The sequence below is a fragment of the Gemmatimonadota bacterium genome (assembly GCA_009838845.1).
Taxonomy (GTDB): Bacteria; Latescibacterota; UBA2968; order UBA2968; family UBA2968; genus VXRD01.
In genome coordinates, this window is the sequence record VXRD01000030.1 from 21,132 (window position 1) to 41,627 (window position 20,496).

The 20,496-nt window shown below is 50.2% G+C and carries 12 protein-coding genes; 10 read left to right on the top strand and 2 right to left on the bottom strand.

Annotation, left to right across the window (positions count from 1 at the left end; genetic code table 11):
* Positions 1-85 precede the first annotated feature (85 nt).
* The 5 genes from F4Y39_04805 (at position 86) to F4Y39_04825 (ending at position 10,518) form a co-directional block, all read left to right on the top strand.
* Positions 86-3,196, top strand: coding sequence for a TonB-dependent receptor plug domain-containing protein (locus F4Y39_04805; protein ID MYC13029.1), 3,111 nt, complete (start codon positions 86-88; stop codon positions 3,194-3,196).
* A 78-nt stretch (positions 3,197-3,274) separates the two neighbouring features.
* Entirely contained in the window at positions 3,275-5,359 is a 2,085-nt protein-coding gene (locus F4Y39_04810) for a hypothetical protein (protein ID MYC13030.1), read from the top strand.
* 12 nt (positions 5,360-5,371) lie between these two features.
* Entirely contained in the window at positions 5,372-6,445 is a 1,074-nt protein-coding gene (locus F4Y39_04815; GenBank protein ID MYC13031.1) for a PorV/PorQ family protein, read from the top strand.
* A gap of 100 nt (positions 6,446-6,545) precedes the next feature.
* Positions 6,546-8,510, top strand: coding sequence for a hypothetical protein (locus F4Y39_04820; protein ID MYC13032.1), 1,965 nt, complete (start codon positions 6,546-6,548; stop codon positions 8,508-8,510).
* Between the two features lie 16 nt (positions 8,511-8,526).
* Positions 8,527-10,518: a hypothetical protein gene (locus F4Y39_04825; GenBank protein ID MYC13033.1), complete on the top strand. Its 1,992-nt coding sequence runs from the start codon at positions 8,527-8,529 to the stop codon at positions 10,516-10,518.
* 280 nt (positions 10,519-10,798) lie between these two features.
* Here the strand turns inward: F4Y39_04825 and F4Y39_04830 are convergent, their stop codons facing one another.
* Entirely contained in the window at positions 10,799-11,125 is a 327-nt protein-coding gene (locus F4Y39_04830) for a putative addiction module antidote protein (GenBank protein MYC13034.1), read from the bottom strand.
* A gap of 185 nt (positions 11,126-11,310) precedes the next feature.
* Positions 11,311-12,468, bottom strand: coding sequence for a sigma-70 family RNA polymerase sigma factor (locus F4Y39_04835; protein ID MYC13035.1), 1,158 nt, complete (start codon positions 12,466-12,468; stop codon positions 11,311-11,313).
* A gap of 264 nt (positions 12,469-12,732) precedes the next feature.
* Between F4Y39_04835 and F4Y39_04840 the strand changes: the two genes are divergently transcribed.
* From F4Y39_04840 to F4Y39_04860, 5 genes are all read left to right on the top strand, one after another.
* Positions 12,733-15,168, top strand: a complete 2,436-nt coding sequence (locus tag F4Y39_04840; protein MYC13036.1) for an FtsX-like permease family protein — start codon at positions 12,733-12,735, stop codon at positions 15,166-15,168.
* Between the two features lie 50 nt (positions 15,169-15,218).
* Positions 15,219-17,063 (top strand): redoxin domain-containing protein, encoded by a 1,845-nt coding sequence (locus F4Y39_04845; protein MYC13037.1) that lies wholly within the window; start codon positions 15,219-15,221, stop codon positions 17,061-17,063.
* 50 nt (positions 17,064-17,113) lie between these two features.
* A complete protein-coding gene (locus tag F4Y39_04850; GenBank protein ID MYC13038.1) occupies positions 17,114-17,920 on the top strand; it encodes a methyltransferase in 807 nt (268 codons plus the stop codon).
* Entirely contained in the window at positions 17,890-18,447 is a 558-nt protein-coding gene (locus tag F4Y39_04855) for a GNAT family N-acetyltransferase (protein ID MYC13039.1), read from the top strand. Before F4Y39_04850 ends, F4Y39_04855 begins: the two co-directional genes overlap by 31 nt.
* A 194-nt stretch (positions 18,448-18,641) precedes the next feature.
* On the top strand, positions 18,642-20,496 hold a 1,855-nt coding region (locus F4Y39_04860; GenBank protein ID MYC13040.1), incomplete at its 3' end, for an FtsX-like permease family protein.

The following is a 20,496-nucleotide window of genomic DNA, read 5'->3' on the forward strand; positions in this document are numbered from 1 at the left end:
AGAGTTAGTAATTTTTGAAGAAGAAAACCAAGTCATCAGGCGGGGAAGTCATCCCCGTCAAAACCACAAACAAAGGAGTTGACACATGAATCGAATGTGTTTGCTGTGTATCATTTCCCTTTGCCTGGTATCTCAAGCCTTTGCAGGTACCACGGGAAAGGTCTCCGGCGTAATAAAAGACGCCAAATCGGGAGAAATATTGCCCGGCGCAAACGTCGTCGTGCTTGGCACCCGTCTGGGCGCGACAACAGACGCCGATGGCAATTATTTTATCCTCAATGTCCCACCTGGCCTGCTGGAAGTACAGGCGTCAATGGTGGGATATACAAAGGTCACACAGACAGACGTCCGCGTAAAAATCGACCAGACCACAAAGCTCAATTTTACATTGAGTGAAGAAACCCTCGAAGCCGCTGAGATACTGGTCATGGCCGAACGCCCCCCCGTAGAACTCGATCTCACGGGGAGCAAGCAGACGATGACCACTGAGGAATTGGAATTGAGCTGGGTCAACTCGGTTGAGGAAGCCGTAGAAATCCAATCGGGAGTGGGTATCCGCGGATCCATACGCGGAGGCTTTGGCGTCAATGCAGCCTATATGGTTGATGGCGTTGACATGCGGGATAATTTCACCCAATCCAGTTTTGTCGTGACCAATACCTCAGCCATCCAGGAAATGGAAGTGCTCTCGGGTGGATACAACGCGGAATACGGCCAGGCCAACGATGCGATCATCAATATCGTAACGCGATCAGCGCGAGACCGCTGGCACTGGAATGCAAAAACACGCATGCGCCCACGCGGCAAGTACCACTGGGGACGCAATATTTACAGCGAAGAAAATATCGAACACACATTGATCACCAAAGCGTACTTCGACAACAACGACATGGGTGCCTCGTGGAATAATTACTGGCAGGAACAGGGCCAAAATCCTACGGCTGAGTTCAACTGGCAGAAATACCAGGAATTCACCACGCCACCGGAAACTATGAGCAATTACGCGGATCTGGATCAGTGGGAAGGGGAGGGTTCTCTTTTTGGACCCATCAGTTCAAATATAGATTTGCTATTGAGCGGCAAGTACCTCAGAGGCGTAACCCGGTGGCCATCCATCTTGAATTACAGCCCCGAATGGAACTTCATTTCCAAGCTCAATTACCAAATAGCAGACAAAACCAGACTCACATTGTCCTATACGCATCAGGGAACGGATAATAGCGGATATCCAAAAATGTCGTACCTCTCATCAGACGACATTGGACACGCGACGGGCAACCACAAAACAGGGGAAATCAAAACGCCCTACGATCAACAGAAGTGGTCTGCAAATTCTGCCAATGTATTGCATGGAAACAATAGATTTCCGCGTCCTCCGCAGTACATTCGCACCAACACGGCGATGTCCAGACTGACGCACATTTTCAGCCCCAGGACATTCCTGGAATTCCGCGTTCAGTACCACCAGGTTCGGTATGATATGCACTACGAAGGTCTCTATCACTATACCTTTGAAGACTGGAAAAACCGCGTTACCGCACCATTAGCACCCGAGTGGTTCCCCACCAGCCCAATAAGCACGGTGATCAGCCGCAGGCAGCAGCCAGTAGATAAAGCCAGGCTTCATTCCTACAACTGGAAAACCACCGTCAAGCTGGATTTCTCCAGCCAGGTCAATGAACACAATTTGTTCAAAGCGGGCTTTTCTTACGAGCCGCAATACATAGACGAATGGCATGCAGGTGACTTCGGTCCTCCTTCCACACCATTCAACAAAGTGCCGCATCGAGACTATTCTCCGTGGGATTTCAGCGCGTACTTACAGGACCAGATCGAAGCCGAGGGCATGATCGTAAATCTGGGCTTGCGCCTGGACATGTTCAATGCCAACAAGATGGTGAATTACACCATGTGGGATCCCTATGCATTGGCAAGGGACACAGATGGCAATATCGCGGGCGGACTTCTGTCCTTTGACCCGGACGGTCCCCATGCGGTCAAGACACCGCTTCAGGTCGCGCTGTCACCCCGCGTGGGCATCGCACATCCGATTACAGCCAGCACCGTGTTGCACTTTATGTACGGGCATTTTAACCAGCGTCCTGGCTGGACACAAATCGCCGGCAACAAAACGATCTGGAACCGCGGGGCACCCGTCACCGGGCACCTTCTTCCCCCGACATACGACCACAATCCAGAGGAAGACTACAATTATCTCCACTGGTGGGGCAAAGGGGGCAATCCGGAGATTGGATACGAGAAGATGATTCAATACGAAGTGGGCTTTGACCAGGATATTGCTGGCGTGCTCGGCCTGGATGTGACCATGTATTACAAGGACGCCAAAGATCTGACAAAGCGCGGCTACCAGATGGGACGAGAAAATGCTTACGGCGCGAATCAGGGGCTTCAAGTAAACCTGTTTATGGATCCTGTCAACCCGCAAAAACAGACGCCTCAAGCTAACTTCACAAACCGCGGCGCGTGGTCTATTCAAGGTGGACGCCTTGATGCGCGAGGCCTGGAATTGGAATTGAGCACCAAACGCTGGCCCAATGCACAGTTCCAGCTCAAGTACGACCTGTCCTATTCCAGCACAGGTGCTTATGGTCCCACGAGCCTCTACATTCCCATTCCACAACCAGACGGTTCTATCAAGCAACTTGGACGGAATCGCTATCACGGCTCTGGCGAAAACAATCTCGAATTGTGGAACCCGCACAACACATTCAAACTCAATGCATTGCTCAGCACGCCCAACAACTTCGGTCCCGTGATGGGTAATTTCAACCCCCTGAGCAACTGGTACCTGAATTTGCACTACACTTACGCTTCGCCAGAGCGGTTCACTTACCATTCTCCAGGAGACACCAGCACCGAGCCGCTGAACCAGTCGTGGAGACCCTATCACCGCACCAATGCGCGTCTCTCAAAGCGATTCGGACTGTTGGGAGGCATGAGAGGCGAATTTGCCATAGATATACACAATTTGTTCAACAGCAAGCAATTGCGGCTACTCGGCGGACAGGACCTGTTCAATTACATGGAGAATGACGGACAATTGCCCGTGGTAAAAGCCTCGTACCTGCAGGAGGATGGATCTCCGGCAGAACACGTCGAACCCGACCAGTGGTTGATCTACAGGCCGGACTTGCAGCCGAGAGAACTGTTCTTCTCGTTATCGATTGAGTATTAGCACAAATAGCCGGGTATCAAGATGAATGGACGATACCCGGCCTGCAAATTCCCTTCTCAAACAACAAAGGAGTTTTAGATGAATGCAATACGCAGGCTTCTCCCACTCTGGGTGATGTGCCTCGTGCTGATGTTGCCGGAGGTTGTAAATGCCCAGGTGCTTACGGAGCCAGTGCCCGAGAGCCAACTCGTGGGCAACAACCCAATTGAATTTACCGCCGGGAGATTGTGGTGGGGCACGAGTACGGCAGCGAATTACGCAGAGACGGCGATTCCCAATGTCGTTTCATATCCCGGCTATTACCAGGCACCGGATCATATGGATATGATTGCACCCTGGATCTGGGTCAACAATCAGGGACGACGGGTTAAGATTAATTTAACAGAACGCAGTATTACTTCGTATGGCGGTGCTGCACAGACGATGGTCAACAATTACAATTACAATTTTGCGGGGACGGGCGGAACCAACGAGGCCGAGCAATGGGCCGAAGGGGTTTTCCAGACCTTCAAAATGGATCCATCCAGCGCGGGCCAGCCAATGGGGGCGATGTTAATTACCACCAAGACTATGGTGTGGAGCGTGCCTAAGTACGATGATTTTGTCATCCACAAGATCAAGATCAAACATGTAGATGACGTACCCTTTGAAGATTTCTACATGTGTTTCCCCGCTCAGGTGCAATACAACAACGGTCAGCTCGTGAACAACGCCTTCAAGTTCAAGAACGACATGCAATTCGACTGGGATCCCGAACGAAAAATTTTCATTTTTTACGACGATGTGCAGTGGCCCACCACGGAAAGCGCGCCCATTTCGTTTAGCATATTCGAGTCACCGGGAGACGTGACAGGTGATGCTGGCGACCCCGGCAATATCACCGAGGCAGGATCCCTGGATCGCAGGCTTTACGAACCAGAAGCCCGGGCGTGGGGCATTCTAAATCTGACTTACAACGGTCAGCCTGAAGAACCCCATTACAATATCCTGGCCGCGGCCGAGTCTGGCACGCGAACAGGCAACTTCGCGGGAAGAATGAGCGACGATCGCGTACCAACGCGCGAATCCGGGCGTCTGTGGGCGGGGCAAAGCTGGGAACAGGATTTGATAGCCTTTTCACACGATCAAGAACGCGCAAGCTGGATTGACCTTTGGAACGACCCATCCCGTCCCAAAGACGGATCGGTAGATGGCAATCTCTTCGAGCGATCACCCATGCTGTATTCCTACATTGGTCCCTACACTTTTCAGCCCGGCGATGAAATTGAACTGATCATCCTCTATTGCTTTGGCGAGATGGACCGCAATGTGTCGCAACGCGGTGGATTGGAAGCTGCACAACGATACCAGGCAGAAGGTATTGCTGCGTTAAAGCAAAACTGGGATTCGGCTCTGGAACTGATCGCCAATAACTACAAGTTGCCCGCCGATCAGTACCCGCCCCCAATCGTAGGCTCACAGCCATTTGTTGAAGACGGATACCCCAAGCTGGAGGCTGAACCATTTGCCGACGCCAGTACCGGAACACAGGGTTTCACCTTGACATGGCAGGCCGTTCCGGATAATTATCAGGATCCGGGCACAGGTGAAAATGACTTTGCCGGATATCGGGTTTACCGATCAGAAATTCACATCACGGGTCCCTGGGAAGAGCTTGCGGATATTTCCGCTTCAGAAGCCGCAGCTTATAAGCAGGGCGATAAGATCGTTTTTCAAGTCGAGACCGATCCCGGTATCCCTTTCCGCTTTGCTGTGACCTCCTACGATAGGCACGGGCTGGAAAGCGGCATAACGGCCTATACGTTTTTCGCTGCGGAAGCCCCCAAGGCACCATCAGATGATATGACCCAGATCCGCGTGGTACCCAATCCCTTCCGGCAGCGCAGCGGATTATTGGATCCGGCGCAGAATAACCGTTTGGCTTTTGTAAATATCCCGGCCAAATGCACCATCCGGATTTACACGCTTGCGGGCGATCTGATAAAAATTATTGAACACGACGGTTTTGGCGAAACCACCTGGGGCAGTCAGGCCAATGGCAATTATCTCCAGACGGACTTTTCCGAAAGCCCGGCCGCGGGACTTTACATCTATCACGTAACCTCTCACGTCGCGGGACAAGAAGGCCAGTCTCACGTTGGGAAGTTCATGATCATTCGATAAGCGGAGGCTATAATGAAACGTTGTACATTTAAGTGGACAATAATCCCAATCCTTTTGCTCGTGCTGGGATTTGCAAGTGAGGGGTTCGCGCAGCGGCGGTTCGAAGCGGAAGTGGGACCGGGCATTGAGGCCCTGCCCTATAGCCGCGTGGGACGGTCGGGCTGGCAATTTGCCAAATTGCCCTCCTCGGCGCGCATGGCGAGTCTGGGAGGTATTGCAACAGTGATGAGCAAGGCGGATGCCAACGCCGCATTGACCAATCCAGCTACAATCTCAGACATAACAAATATCAGCCTTTCGGGCAGCAGCATGAACTGGATTGCCGACATTACCTATTATTCCGGTGCTGTGGTTAAAAATTTTGACCAGTGGGGTGTTTTTGGCCTCAGCATCAATACCCTCGATTACGGGGATATGGTACGCACGGAAAACCAGGAACTATTTGGTGACGGTGGAGAAACCCTGGGCCGCACCCAGCCCGTTATAGACGGCTTGGGCACATTTTCAGGCGGCGATCTCGCCGTGGGCATCAACTACGGTCGGCGCATCACAGACCGCTTGCAGATAGGCGGCACTGTGAAATACTTCCAGGAAACCTTAGACGATGCCACTACTGGCAACTGGGCGATTGATATCGGCACGTACTATCACACCGGAATCAAAAGCCTGCGGATAGCCATGCTCGGTCAAAATTTCGGCCCCGATACCGAATTCACCAAATACGACGAACAGATCCAAATACCGCCATCACAAGTGCGAATGCCCATGGTATTCAAACTCGGTGCGGCTTTTGATCTGGTCGAACAGTCAGAGGATCAGCCCCATCTCCTCACGGTGGCAACCGAATTTACGCATCCCAATGACGGCGACGAAAAAATGCACGTAGGCGCCGAATACGGATTGCGAAACCTGGCCTATATCCGCGGCGGGTACCGCTTCAACTACGACGAAGAGGGCCTCACCGCTGGCGGGGGCCTCAATCTGAAGCGCGATCAATACGGGATCAGCGTGGACTACGCCTATATGGAATTTGGCCGTCTGGGTTCAGTACATGTCGTGACGGTCGGATTTGACTTTGGACAGTAAAGCCGCGTTTGCATCCGTCGTACAACAGGCGCCTGGCGGAGTACACTCATCCGCCGGCGCCTATTTTTTGTGAAAAATACACGCGCTCAATGGATTTGTCGTGGCGATTTCCGAACGCACTACTGAGGCACCAGAGACAGTTGCAGAACCCCAGGGCGTGACGCTCAGAGCCTTTATTCTGGCCATGATCACCATTGCGGGAGTGTGCCTTTTTGCGACCTATTACGGGCGGAATTTGATGAAGAGTTTTTTGCCCGTAACCGCATTGCTACCCCTGGTGGTGTGGATTGGGATCAACACCGCGTTGAAACTGACAGCGCCCCGATTTGCACTATCCCGCAGCGAAGTAGTGACGATTTTTGGGATTGTGTGGATGGTCGCCACTGTACCCGCGATCGGATGGGTGGGATATTTAATCACGGATATTTCCGCACCCGCGGCCTTTTCATCACCCGAAAATCGATTCTGGGAAGTAGCGGGTCAGTACTTGCCCCGGTGGTTATTTATGGATCGGGGCAGCGAAGTAGTAGAGCGACTATACGTGGGATTGGAACACAGAGACGAGATTCCCTGGGCACACTGGGTCGTTCCGCTGTTCTGGTGGTTTGTGGGGAGTCTGTCTCTGGTACTCGCCGGATTTTTTGCCAGCGTACTATTCTACAAACAGTGGCTCCTGCACGAACGCCTGTCATTTCCCCTGGCTACAGTACCCCTGGCACTCCTGGAAGAATCCGAGGGAAGCCGGGTTCCCGACGTATTCAAAGACTGGGTTTTCTGGGCCGGGTTTGCGTGTACAGCCGGCGTGATTTTCTGGAATATCACCGGCTATTTTGTCCTGACATTGCCCCGCATCACGATCTACGACCACTGGCTGACCACAGCGGTAGATACGGGACAGTATATTCCCACGATCTATTTGCGCATTCATCCGCTGATGATGGGACTGGCCTATTTGTGCCCGCTGAATATCTTGATGAGTTTCTGGTTTTTTTTCCTCGTCAATGCATTTAAGATGACAGTAATGAACCGCACGGGCTTTACCATCGGGTTGCAGGGCCAGACAGCCACGCCCGAAGAAATTTTGATGCTGGAGGCACACGGGGCACTGGTTTTTCTGGTTATCTGGTCGGTATGGGTGGCCCGAGATCACTTGAAGGAGACGCTACACAAGGCTTTTGGAGACCTGCGCTCTCAAGACGACGGGGTACCCGTGTCCTATCGCACGGCCTGGCTGGGATTTTTAAGTACCACGATTTTTTTCACCGGTTTTTTGCTCTCAATGGGCATCAGCCTGCCCTCGGCAATGGTGCAGATGGGCCTTCTATTCGTCATCTACCTCGGCGTAACCAAATTTGCGGCAGCCACGGGCTACGTGTTCCTCGCGCCCCAGGGAGAAAAAGGGTGGCAGATTATGAAGGCGCTCTACGGGACATTAAATATTTCGAGCCGGGATTTGACGGGTTTGATAGTGGTAAGCCGAAACGCGCTCGCCGGAGCACCAGCCCGCATGCTATCTGTGCCAGCAATTCCCCATTTTTTTAAGCTCCTGGGCAATGGGCTGCAGCGCTCATGGACCATCGTAGGCGTGTTGCCCGTTGCTCTTTTGGGGGCATTTACAGTGGCCTGTGCCGCACAGCTTTATCTGTGCTACATGGAAGGCGGATTGAATCATGCCTATATGCCCGACTGGCGACACATGGTCAGACAAGTGTCGCTGATTGAAGGGACACAGCCAGCGTATTTCGATCTGGACAAAACCATCGTGTGGTTTTTGGGTATTGCCGAGGCGGGATTATTGACGCTCTTGGGCATGCGGTACGCGGCCTGGCCGATTCACCCGTTCGGCCTGGCTTTTCCAGACAGCCGATTTCGCTACGGATTTGGGATTTTCATCGTATGGCTGGCCAAGTCATTGACATTGCGCTTTGGCGGGGTGAGCCTCTACCGGCGATCGCTGCCATTCTGGTACGGTATTGTGGTGGGATATCTGGTGGGAGTGGGAGCTTCGACAATAGTAGATGCGATCTGGTTTCCATTGAACCGACATTTCGTACACGGATGGTAACGAGGAGGAGGCCCAATTGTCACAAACGCCTGACCGCGTTGAAACTCCAAATACAGAAACCGAGAACCGGGTACGCAAAACAGCCGTATTGGCGATGGTAGGTACGCTGGTATTTGCGTGTGCAATGTCAACCTATGTGGAACTGAGCACGCGATCCGGTCTCCTGGCAATGTCCAATTTGCCAATGACCGTATTATTGCCCTTTGTATTCTGGCTCTTGGGCAACTCGATATTAAAGCGTTTTTGGCCCCGGTTATCATTGTCCGCAACAGAGATGCGGGTGCTATTTTGTCTCTTGTGGGTCGGCGGCTTGTTCGCCGGTTTTAACTGGGCAACGCAGTGGGCCGGCATGATGGCTGCACCGCGTTATTTTGCTTCGCCGGAGAACCGCTGGGAAGAACTGTACTTTGACGACTTGCCCAACTGGATGCTGCCATTAAACAGTCCGGGTGTGGTCAATGGCTTCTATCAGGGGCTGTGGTCAGACGTACCCTGGGGCGCGTGGTTGGGACCAATATTCTGGGCGGGATCCATCGCCCTTGCAATCACGGCCATTGGCCTGGGATTGACCGCATTATTTCAAAAACAATGGGCGCAACACGAACGCCTGGTCTATCCACTCGCCGAAGTATCCCTGGAACTCACCGAAGCATTTGATCGAAAACCGGGTTGGCCCGCCTTTATGCAAAGCAAGGTATTCTGGGCGGGATTTTTTATCGCGGCATTTCCCCTCCTCTGGAACATCGCAGAATACTTCATCCCCGATTTTCCTCGCATCTCAATTTTTGACCCCATGTTCGGACGAACCGGGCGCAGAGGCGCGCCCCTATCCCGATATTTGCCGCCCTTTGCCTTCTCCTACCGCATCTTGCCCACCCTGATGGGATTTACTTTTTTGTGCGACCTGAACATCCTGTTCAGCATCTGGTCGGTTTACCTCGTAGGCCTGGGGGCACAATACGCCATGAACCGCGTGGGGTTCACAGTGGGAATGAGCGGACAAGAAGCCGATGCGGGCGTCATCGTGAACCTTTTCTCGAACGGGGCAATGTTGGGATTAGCTCTTTGGGCGATATGGGCAGCACGCGGGCATCTGAAGCGCGTCTGGAGACAAGTCCGTAGTCCAGTTGCAGGCGAATCCGCCGAAACCATGATCCTGTCTCCGCGCAGCACTTTGCTGGTACTCGCGGGCGGGCTGATCTATATGGCATTCTGGCTTTATCAGTCGGGAAACAGCCCATCAACACTGGTATTGTGGATGGCGGCATTCTGGATCGGCCTCTTTGTATCAATGAAGCTCGTGGCTGCCACGGGCTTCGCCTATTTATTCCCCTTTTGGGCAGGCGGAACGACCATACTGGGCGATATGTTTGTGGGCACGCGCAATATGTCCACCCCCACGCTGGTAAGCACGCACATGGTGAATCACCGTTTGCTGGCAGGCTGGCGCGTACCAACGGCGCTGCCCAACATAGAACGGACCATGGCGAGATCGACAAAGACAAACCAATTGATCTGGATCGGCGTGCTCCTCGGCGTGATCATTGGTGCTTCATATACGGTCTGGCTGTGTTATACCTGGGGCGGCGCCAGCTTTCATTCCTGGGCACTGGAGGGTTCGGCGCGCGAACGTTACAATATCATCGCCGGAGCGGTCGGTGATACGGATCGGTCTGTTCCAGACCTGGAAAAAACAGGCGTGTACTTATTGGGCACCCTGGGCGCGCTACTATTTGCCGTACTTCAGGCGAGGCTCCCCTGGTGGCCCATCCATCCCATGGGATTGATGGTCATGTATAGCTGGTACATGCGCATTTATATCCTGGACATCTTCTTAGTATGGCTGGCCAAGCTGCTGGTGCTGCAATTCGGAGGGATCCTGCTCTACCGGCGGGTGCGCCCGTGTTGTTATGGATTAATCGTGGGATTTGTATTTGCAATCGGAATCGCATTCCTCGTAGATGTAATCTGGTTTCCAGATCAAGGACACGGGATTCACGGGTGGTAATTTATTTCAGGAGAGGAAAACCATGTATATAATCTTGCTGATCCTCGCCATAGGCATTCTGGTTGCATTACAAGTAATCGGCTACATAAAATGGCGAAAAGGTCAAATATCTTTCCGTCGGTTTATAGGTCCCCTTAGTGGTTTCATATTGCTACTTGTATCTTTTGCATTGCCCTTGCCTCCAAAATGGACTCTGGGAATACTCATAGCAGCTACAATCATATTTGGAATAGCCTGTTTCAGAGACAAGCGCACTCAGGGCTAAGCGGTCATTGCTGTGCTACAGCTTGATACAATCTAACCTCAACCGAAACCCCAGGGCAGAGATAATAGCCATCAGATTGTCGAGTTTCGGTTTGCTGCGACTCGAAAGCACGCGGTAGAGATGTTCGCGGTTCAATCCGGCGCGTTCTGCCAATGCACCAACCCCACCTTGTGCCTGGGCGACGTCGCGCAAGGCCAATAACAGCCCAGAGGTCTCACCGCTTGCTTCACACTCATCCAGTGCGACTTCCAGATAAGCCCGAGCTTCTTCGGGATCTTCAAGTGCTTTTATCAGTCCTTCTTCGTAACTGACCGTGTGTTTCAAGACCTGTTTTTTAGTCATTAAGTACCGTCCTGGGAAATATGTTCATATTCAGAATGTAGCGTACACGCTACAAAAAGCAAACGAAAAGTAGTATGGGTCTGAATGAATACAATCGGAACATCGCAAGTTCCGAAAAGGTGTGTGGATAAAAAAAGAACGGGACTCAATAGTCTGAGCCCCGTTCACTATGGATAGATCATGTTTCAATGCAAAAGACGGAATCGGAGATCTCGAAAAGCCGTTTTGCTTTCCCACACATTCAGCGCAATCGGTCCCGATTGATAGCTAAAATCAGTCACCTGATTGACCAACTTGCCATCAATATATGATGTAAGAGACGCGCCCCGGGCGGCGATTTGCACATCGTATTCCTGTCCGTGCTCAATGGGATAATTGACCACACTGAGCTTTGTTAGCCCCTCGGGACTAACCTTGCTAATGGCGACAGCCTGCCAGCCCAATAAGAAATCCAGCAAATACCAGCGCCGTTCGTCTTCGGACATTCGGAAGAAAACCTGAGCATTGCCGCCTGAAATGGGCGTGATGAGAAGCGACAGTTCATAACTTCCCCAGGAAGAATCACCGATGATAAGCGGAGAATCGTTGTCACTTGAGGGTCCCGCTTCACCGACGATGCCATCGTCCGTGCGCGTCCAAACGCGATGCAAAGACGCTTCGGTATATCCCTTTGCGGGACGCCAATCTGCCAAGCCATCACCCTGGATCAATTTCTCCCAGTGGATAACCCCTCTCATTCCGCTAATGACCCTGCGCCCGTAATCTTCCTGATTTTCCTGATCTACAAGTGTTCCATTTCCCATGACTAAAAGCCTCCTTTTCAGTTGTTTCCGCGATCTGTGTAACCGACTCTTGACAGTACCCACCGGAATACCGAGGATACTGGCAATCTGATTCTGATGTAATCCGACCAGATAAAACAGCGTAGTGACCATCCGATCCGCCGGGGAAAGCAATCTGAAAGCCCGCTTCAGATCAGATGCGTACTGTAACTCCACCACTTTCTCAGGATGCAAAAACTCGAGCTGTTGATATTCCTGCACCCTTGATAATCCCCGCGCCTCAAGGGTTCGCTTTCTCACCCATTTGAGAGCCACGTTGCGCGCAATTGTATAAAGCCAGGATGAGAACTTGCCGACATCATCGAGTTGGCTGAGATTCCGATAGGCAAGAATAAATGTCTCTTGCGTGGCATCTTCGGTATCATCAACATCTTGCAGCACAGCCCATATAACCCCAAACACCAGAGATCGGTGCTGGTTAATCAAATCGGCAAATGCTCTCTCATCTCCACCACAGGCTTTATCAACCAGGGTCTTGTCGCCCGGTAATGAATCATTCATCAGAGTACCCCAATTCGCGCGTTCATACAATAGATACAGTTTTTGGCATAAGGTTCACGAATTTTTCACAATTAACATTTCTCCTCGACCAGGTGTTCATTTTCGGACACTACTGTACCAAAATCGGACACTTTATAAGACGCCAAATTCAGGTGATTTTCGTAACTTGTTGTAATTCCAACATTTGACTTTTTCGGCACAGTTTTTGCTTCATAATCGTATAACCCGTTGTACTTTACTGCACAATAGAGAGGGAGGCCCGATATGCTCTGGAATTACCTCACCGTTGGATTCAGAAATCTGCGTCGGCACGCCTTCTATTCAATCCTGAATATCCTGGGATTGGCTGTGGGTATTGCGTGCATGTTGCTGGCGGTATTGTATGTGGGCTATCAGTTTCGTTTTGACCAGCACCACGAAAAGAGCGACCGCATTTACAGAGTCATCCGAAAAATTAAGGATGTCAGCGGCGAACGCTACGACCTGGGAACAAAGCCCGTCGCTCCTCATCTGCGCGGTAAATTCCCCGAAGTTGAGGCAGTGACCCGAATGCTCGTCAGAGGCATGTGGGCATCTAACGAGGAGCACGGTTTCAATACGCGCGTGTGCATAACCGATGCGGAGATGTTCGATGTCTTCACGCTTCCAATGGTAGTCGGCGATCCTAAAACCGGGCTAAACGATCCCCATACCGCGTTTCTCTCTCAGACATTGGCTCACAAGCTATTCGGCGAGGAAGACCCCATAGGCAAAACTGTCAATATTCACTACAAATGGTTTAAGGGCGATTTCACAATTACCGGTATCCTGAAAAACCAACCCAAGACATCAAATAACAAGCTACAGTTCGATTTTCTCACCACTACATATCCACAACCATCGGAACAATATCCGGAAAACCGATGGCGACAGCAGGTATGGGATGGGTGGCCCTCGAATTGGGTCATCGGACCATTGCGGACTTATGTATTGTTACGCCAGGGAGCCGATGTTGCTGAACTACAAAAAAAATTACACGCTTTTGCAGCCGACCATCAGCTTGCTGGTCCCGAACGCTATGATTTCTATCTACAACCACTCGACCGCATCCACCTGTACTCGATGCAGGATTACGGCACAGCGGAGATCAATGCCGGAGACATCACACGCTGCTATACGCTACTATTCATTGGGCTACTCGTGCTGTTGATCGCCTGCATCAATTACATCAACCTGATAAAGGCACGGTCAGCCAGCCGGCTGCGCGAAGTTGGCCTGCGCAAAGTCGTGGGCGCAACACGGTTGCAATTAATGGGTCAATTTTTGGGCGAGTCCCTGATCATCGTCTTATTAGCAGGTGTACTGGCGGTATTATTTGCCTCCGATGCACTGCCCTTTTTTAATGACTTCATGGGCGTTGATCTGCATTTGGCCGACGCGGGTACAGTATTCTTCCTGGCGCTTTCATTATGCGTATTATTGGGTACGGGCCTGCTCGCCGGGAGCTACCCGGCATTTATCTTATCTGCATTCGAGCCAGTTCGCGCGTTAAAAGGCACGCTGCGATCTCGACGCCTGAGTTTGAACCAACTGATGGTCGTGCTGCAGTTCGGCATATCTGTGGTCTTGATCATCACGACACTGGTGGTGTATAGTCAGCTCTCATTCGTGCGTACCAAAGAACTGGGATTTGAAAAGGAACACACCGTCATTCTGCCGTTCTTTTTGCGAGATCGCGGACTGAGGCCACAGGCAGAAACCATCCTCAATGAATTGCGCGCACAACCGGGTGTGTTGAAAGCATCGGCATTTCACCTGACGCCTGGACAGATTGGTCCGGACAGACGCATTCTGCAAGCCGAAGGGCACGGTGATGCGACATTCAAGCTATACTGGAACAGCATTGATGACAACTATCTCGATCTGTTTGGATTGTCCATTGCATCGGGCAGGAGCCTTGTTGGTATGCCCTTCTTTCGCCAAATCGACGAAAACAAATGGGAAACGTTCGCGCTGATCAATGAGACAGCCGCACGGGAACTCGGATGGGACGATCCCATGGGTAAGTCTCTTTTTTCTTCTAATGGTCGGATTCAGACCCAGGTAATCGGCGTGGTTAAAGATTACCACAACCAGTCGCTGCACCACGGCATTGCACCCATGATATTGGAAAACTCCCCCAGTTTGAGCCGAGTTGCCGTACGCCTGGCACCCGGCGATTTGAGGACACAACTCGCCACACTGGAAAGCGTGTGGAAGCAGTTTTTGCCGGACCGGCCTTTTGAGTATCAATTCTTCGACCAGGCACTCGATGCGTATTACCAGTCAGAAATAACGCTACAAAAAGTGTGCGGGATTTTTGCCGCGTTGTCCATCTTTATCAGTTGTTTGGGAATGCTCGGATTGATCGCGTTTGCCACACAACAGCGCACCAAAGAAATCGGCATTCGCAAAGTCCTCGGTGCTACAGAGGGCAAGATCGTTCTATTGCTAACCCGCAATTTCCTGTGGCTAACTATCATAGCCAACGTAATCGGATGGCCAGTGGCGTACTATCTCATGTCCTCCTGGCTCAATGATTTCGCCTACCGCATCAACCTGGAGCCACTCATGTTCATTGCTACAGGGCTATTGACGCTGGGGATTGTGCTCGTCACAGTGGGCGGACAAGCCTGGCGTGCGGCCTGCGCCAATCCGGTTGACGCGCTGCGGGATGAGTAGCGAACGCATTTTTTTATCCACAGGCTCGACTCAAAAAAGGAGATGATAAAATGTATAAAGCAATCAACATATTTGTTCTTCTTCTCGTCTTTGCACCATTGAATACCGCATTTGCCACTGAGTCAGCGGAAACGGTTTTTAATCAAGGGATCGATTATCTCTACGAAGGCGAATGGGAAAAAGCTGGCACATCATTCAAAAAAGCCATCGAAATAGATCCAAATTTTCAAAAAGCCCATGAATATTACCAGAATGTCGAGTTCTTTTTCTTTGAAAGAAAGGAAGAAATACGCACCGAATACAGAGAACGGATCAAAAAAGACCCCCAAAATGCTGTTCTATATGTTCTCTTAGCCCGTATTCTTGATCGGAATTCTGACGAAAGAATTGAACTACTGGAGCAAGCAATAGCTGTAGATTCGACCTTTACGCCCGCTTATACTCAGTTGCTCTTTGCATACCATCCGAATTACGAAAAAGCTCAAGATATTCTTTCAAAGGGATTAAAAATCCAGCCCCATTCAATCGAATTGCTTGACGCACAAGCAGGGTTGTTTGCCTCTATGGGAGAACCTGAACGCGCACAAGACCTATCTCGCGAAATCATCACTTCATATCCAGATTCAATCGACGCCTGCTGGGCTTATCGCGCACTTGCGGAGTCAGAAGAAGACGAGAAAAAAAGAATAGAATTGCTGGAAAAGACGATGACTTTAATGGAACAAACGGATTTCGCCTTTTCTGATGTGTATTTGGATTTGTATATCCTGTACGAAAAAATAGATCCTCAAAAAGCTATAGCCCTGGCCAAAAAAGTAACACAAATTCGTCCTCCTTTCTATGATCGCCGGGCACCATTCGAAGCATACCGTTTTCTCTATCACTACTGGATCAAATCGGATACAACCAAAGCAATAGATGTAGCAGTCCAGGCTTTGAATTCCAATTCAAGTAACCACAACATCTATTCATATTTGGGCTTTCAACTCATACAAATAGAGAGAGATATACCATTAGCAATCCAGTTGCTCAATAAGGCTAAAAAATTCGATGGTCCGGACCAGTTGTGGGGACGTACTGTTTTGGGAGATACCCCACGCAGCCAAAGCGGATATTCAAAGATCTGTGAAGAGTTGGACGCGTATTATGAAAGTTTGCTTGGACGTGCCAAATTTGTCAAAAAAGACTACACGGAAGCGATTCAGCATTTGTCATCAGCAATTGGTAAAATTGGAGATTCCGCTTTAGATGCTGAAGGCTATTTCTGGTTGGGCAGAGCATACGAAAAGATAGAAAAATGGGATAATGCAATGGTCGCATACGCAAATAGTTTGGCAGAAAGAGAAGATAAGAATGTGCGTAAGTTTGCCGAGCGTCTGGGAAGCCAAATTACCGGGCTAAAAACATCTGTTCCTGAAAAAGAAGTCGTCACTATTGATGAACTGATCTCGGAAGCACAGATTAAAAAAAGTATGCCTGCGCCAGATTTTCAGGCAGAGATCCTTGAGGGTAAAAAAGTCTCTTTGTCAGACTATCAAGGCAAAGTTCTAATACTTGACTTTTGGGCTACGTGGTGTGGACCCTGTTTAGCAGAATTGCCATATTTTCAAGAGTTAGTGAACCTTTATAAGAACGATCCATCCGTTGCTTTTCTCACAATTAGTCAGGATCGATCCAAAGATGTCGCCCGAAAATTCATTGAGCAAAAGGGTTACACATTTCCCGTTATTTTTGATACGGGTATCGGCCAACTTTTCGAAGTTGAAGGCATTCCCCTCTTAATAGTTATTGATAAAGAAGGAAAAATACGATACAAGCATTTTGGATTTGACCCCAACAATGTTGACTTCGTCCAACTGATGAAGAAAGAGATACAGATCGTCCTGATGAAATAACCCGGTCGCTTATTGATGCAATACAGAGAGTTGAGCAAGAAGGATACCCAATGGAACACACATCAATACACCAGACCACTCTAAGAAACGATGCGACGTATGGACTTGGAGAAATCGCGCTTCAACATCCACCCGAAACGTCTCCTATTACCCCAGCCACTCGTATCTCAATCGAGGCAATCGGCGTACACAAACACCTGCTTCACGGCATAGGAATCGATTGGGGATGCGGCGGCGGATGTCTCACCATCGCTGCCAGTCGGATTTCTGAAGTACGCCGCGTGGTTGGATTCGACATCTCCGAAGAAGATGTGGCGACAGCCGGCGAGAACGCGCGATTGAACAGAGCCGAAGCCAAGACCAAATTCATGCGCTCTGACTCCTTCGATCCGTTTTCCGACACAGACCGCCGCGAACTGGAGAATCTAAAAGGAAAAGTGAATTTTATCCTGGCCAACCCACCATCCAGCGAGAACGATGACGGATTCGAGTACAGAAGAATCGTTCTGCGCGGTGCCAGAGACTTCCTGATAAGCGGAGGTTGTGTATTCCTCAGCATCTCCTATCAATACGGCATGCCGCGGATTACCAATTTGGAGAAAGACGTCCCAGGATTCCGTCACGAAGGCGTTCTGGCGACCACAGATTGTGTCCCATTTGATCTTGCGCGACCCGACCTGATGCACTGTTTGGAATCATACGCGCTTGAAGAAGACAGAGGCGGCCTCGAATACACCTTCTGCAACCCATTGCAACCATCTGAAAGTCTGGACGCTCGAGCCTCTTTGAAGCTGTTCAATCAAACGCAACACAGCCCCTTGTCGAGATGGCAAACTCATCTATTCAGATATTCTTAGAGACAGTAAGAATCCTGAAGATCGAAATGACTATGTCAAAAAATATAAATATTGAACTGTTAGTCCCAGACCAGATAGATAATGTCCTTTCACTGTCACAACGGCTAAACATTGACTCTATACCCTGTTCATACTGGGGGCTGGATAGCGATAGGGTTTCAGAATTGATAGATAGACCCAATAGAACACGAGTTGCTTTGAAGAAAAACGTGCTCGTGGGTATAGGTACAGTGTCTCAGGGGAACTTATATCAAAGGCATTTAGCTGAAATCAGTGTTGCTGTTTGTCCCAATTACCGTCAGCAAGGTATCGCGAAAATGTTAATCAGTGCTTTGGAAGATGACGCAAAGGCTATAGGCGTGGAAATGATTAAAGCACTTATCTGGACAGAAAATTTGCCTTCCAAGCAGCTTTTTGAATCATTGGGCTATGAACATCGAACAACGCTATATGCCGAATTTAAGAGTCAGGATTTTGGCGAGATGGATAGTTGTGTGTATTACAAAAGGTTAGCCTATCGTGGATAAGATCGAATGGCACACCACATTTCAGTCTTAGAAGAAGGTCAATTAATAGAGGAAGGCAGCCACGAGGGTCTGGTGGCATTAAAAGGAAAATACGCCGAGATGTTTGATATCCAGGCTAAGAGTTATCGTTGAAGGAAATTTCTGTGACAAAGTAAAAAAAATAATATTCTCACGATTCAGGATGGGAGTTCAAAATGGTTTTGAGTTATCTTCGCACATCTTTCCGAAATCTTCTCCGGCACCATCTTTACACGCTCGTCAACATCCTTGGCCTTGCCGTGGGGATGGCAGCTTGTATCCTCGTCAGCCTGTTTTTGCAGCATGAGTTCAGCTATGATGCCTATCATCATAACATAGACCGCATTCATCGGGTACTAAGGCTTCGACACCCATTAGGTAGCGGCCTCTCATATTACGCACTCGGCACTCAGGACAGGGCTGGCCCCACACTTATCGATGAATTGCCCGAAATTGAGGATATGACCCGCTTCGTCACGCGGCCCATGTGGGCTGGTCTTGAAGGTCGCGGCTTCGATGTGCGTGGAACTATGGCCGATTCCAATTTTCTGCGCTTTTTCACCTTTCCATTAATCGATGGCAGCCAACCACCCCAATTAGCACCTGGATCCGTCTATATCACCGAAAGTTTTGCACAAAAGCTCTTTGGCTCCTTAGACGTTATCGGTCAAACGCTCAAGATTTACTACAAATGGGTAGAAGGCGACTTTTACATCGGCGGTATTCTTCGCGACCAGCCAGTTGCCACATCGGGTGAGTTTGTGTTTGACCTGTTAATCAATCATGAAGGGACCACCGCGCCTGGAAATCCTCCTTGGAATCGAAAGTGGTCTTCCAAAACTGGACTCCTCGTTCTGAGAACCTTTGTTAGGCTCGCGCCTGATGTTCCCCTGCCATCTATTCGTTCCAAGCTCCATGATTTTGCACATCGTCATCTGGGCAATGGTGCAGATCCGCGTGACACCTACGACCTTATGCCCTTGCGTCGTCAGCATTTGCATGCCCGACGCGATTTCCAATTGCAGATGGATGGATGGGACCAGCAGGCCGGTCTTGTTTTAGGAGACATCAACCGCTGCTATACTTTTGGCCTTGTAGGGACAATCATTTTGACACTCGCCTGTGTCAACTTCGTAAATCTATCCACAGCACGGGGATCGAACCGCGCCCTGGAAGTTGGTGTGCGCAAGGCCGTAGGATCCACACGCGCCCAGCTTGTCGTCCAGTTTCTCGGAGAGACTGTTCTCCTTGCCGGGATATCGGCTATTTTGGCACTCGCCATTGTCGAACTTACACTTCCCATAGTGAATAGCATACTAATTTCTTCTTTTCAGCTAAGTGCCTGGTCCATCGTCGGTACTGCATTACTCGCGCTCTTTGTCGGCCTAACTGCTGGTGCATATCCAGCAATGTTCTTATCATCTTTTGCCGCTGTGCAAGTTCTAAAGGGATCAGGACAGAAAACCGGCGGGCGATCTCAACTCCGGCGAAGTCTGGTAACTTTCCAATTTGCCATTTCGGTAGCCCTCGTCATTGGTACCCTCATTGCCTGGCAACAAACAAACTACATTCGCACACGCGACCTCGGATTTACGAAAGAAGGCTTGATTACAATACCTCTGCTTAAGGAAGATCAACGCTTGCGTGAGCACTTTGAAAGTATTCGAGACCATTTTGAGACAGGTCCCGATGTTTTGGGTGCGACTGTTTCGCTGTTCCCGCCTGGTGCCGAAAATACCTTTGATCGCGTAACGATCAGACTGCTGGACCCGCCGGATTCTATAAGTGTCCACATCCTACCGGTAGATCACAAATTTACCAAGGTCTATGATATCCCCATTCTTGAAGGCAGGCCGTTGGCTTTAACTGACAAGGGCCAATTAAACTTGCTCCTGAACGAAACAGCCGCTCAGGCACTGGGCGGCGCAAAACCGGGTACCGTCCTGCACTTTTGGGGTAGGGATTACACTGTCGTTGGTATTTTCAAAGACTTTCACAACAGCAGTCTGCACAATCCCGTGCGCCCCCTGA

Bases quoted from the DNA above. Each gene is read 5' to 3' on its own strand.
- F4Y39_04840 (MYC13036.1), top strand. From the start codon at position 12,733: ATGCTCTGGAATTACCTCACCGTTGGATTCAGAAATCTGCGTCGGCAC.
- F4Y39_04805 (MYC13029.1), top strand. From the start codon at position 86: ATGAATCGAATGTGTTTGCTGTGTATCATTTCCCTTTGCCTGGTATCT.
- F4Y39_04845 (MYC13037.1), top strand. From the start codon at position 15,219: ATGTATAAAGCAATCAACATATTTGTTCTTCTTCTCGTCTTTGCACCA.
- F4Y39_04830 (MYC13034.1), bottom strand. From the start codon at position 11,125: ATGACTAAAAAACAGGTCTTGAAACACACGGTCAGTTACGAAGAAGGA.
- F4Y39_04855 (MYC13039.1), top strand. From the start codon at position 17,890: ATGGCAAACTCATCTATTCAGATATTCTTAGAGACAGTAAGAATCCTG.
- F4Y39_04815 (MYC13031.1), top strand. From the start codon at position 5,372: ATGAAACGTTGTACATTTAAGTGGACAATAATCCCAATCCTTTTGCTC.
- F4Y39_04850 (MYC13038.1), top strand. From the start codon at position 17,114: ATGGAACACACATCAATACACCAGACCACTCTAAGAAACGATGCGACG.
- F4Y39_04810 (MYC13030.1), top strand. From the start codon at position 3,275: ATGAATGCAATACGCAGGCTTCTCCCACTCTGGGTGATGTGCCTCGTG.
- F4Y39_04835 (MYC13035.1), bottom strand. From the start codon at position 12,468: ATGAATGATTCATTACCGGGCGACAAGACCCTGGTTGATAAAGCCTGT.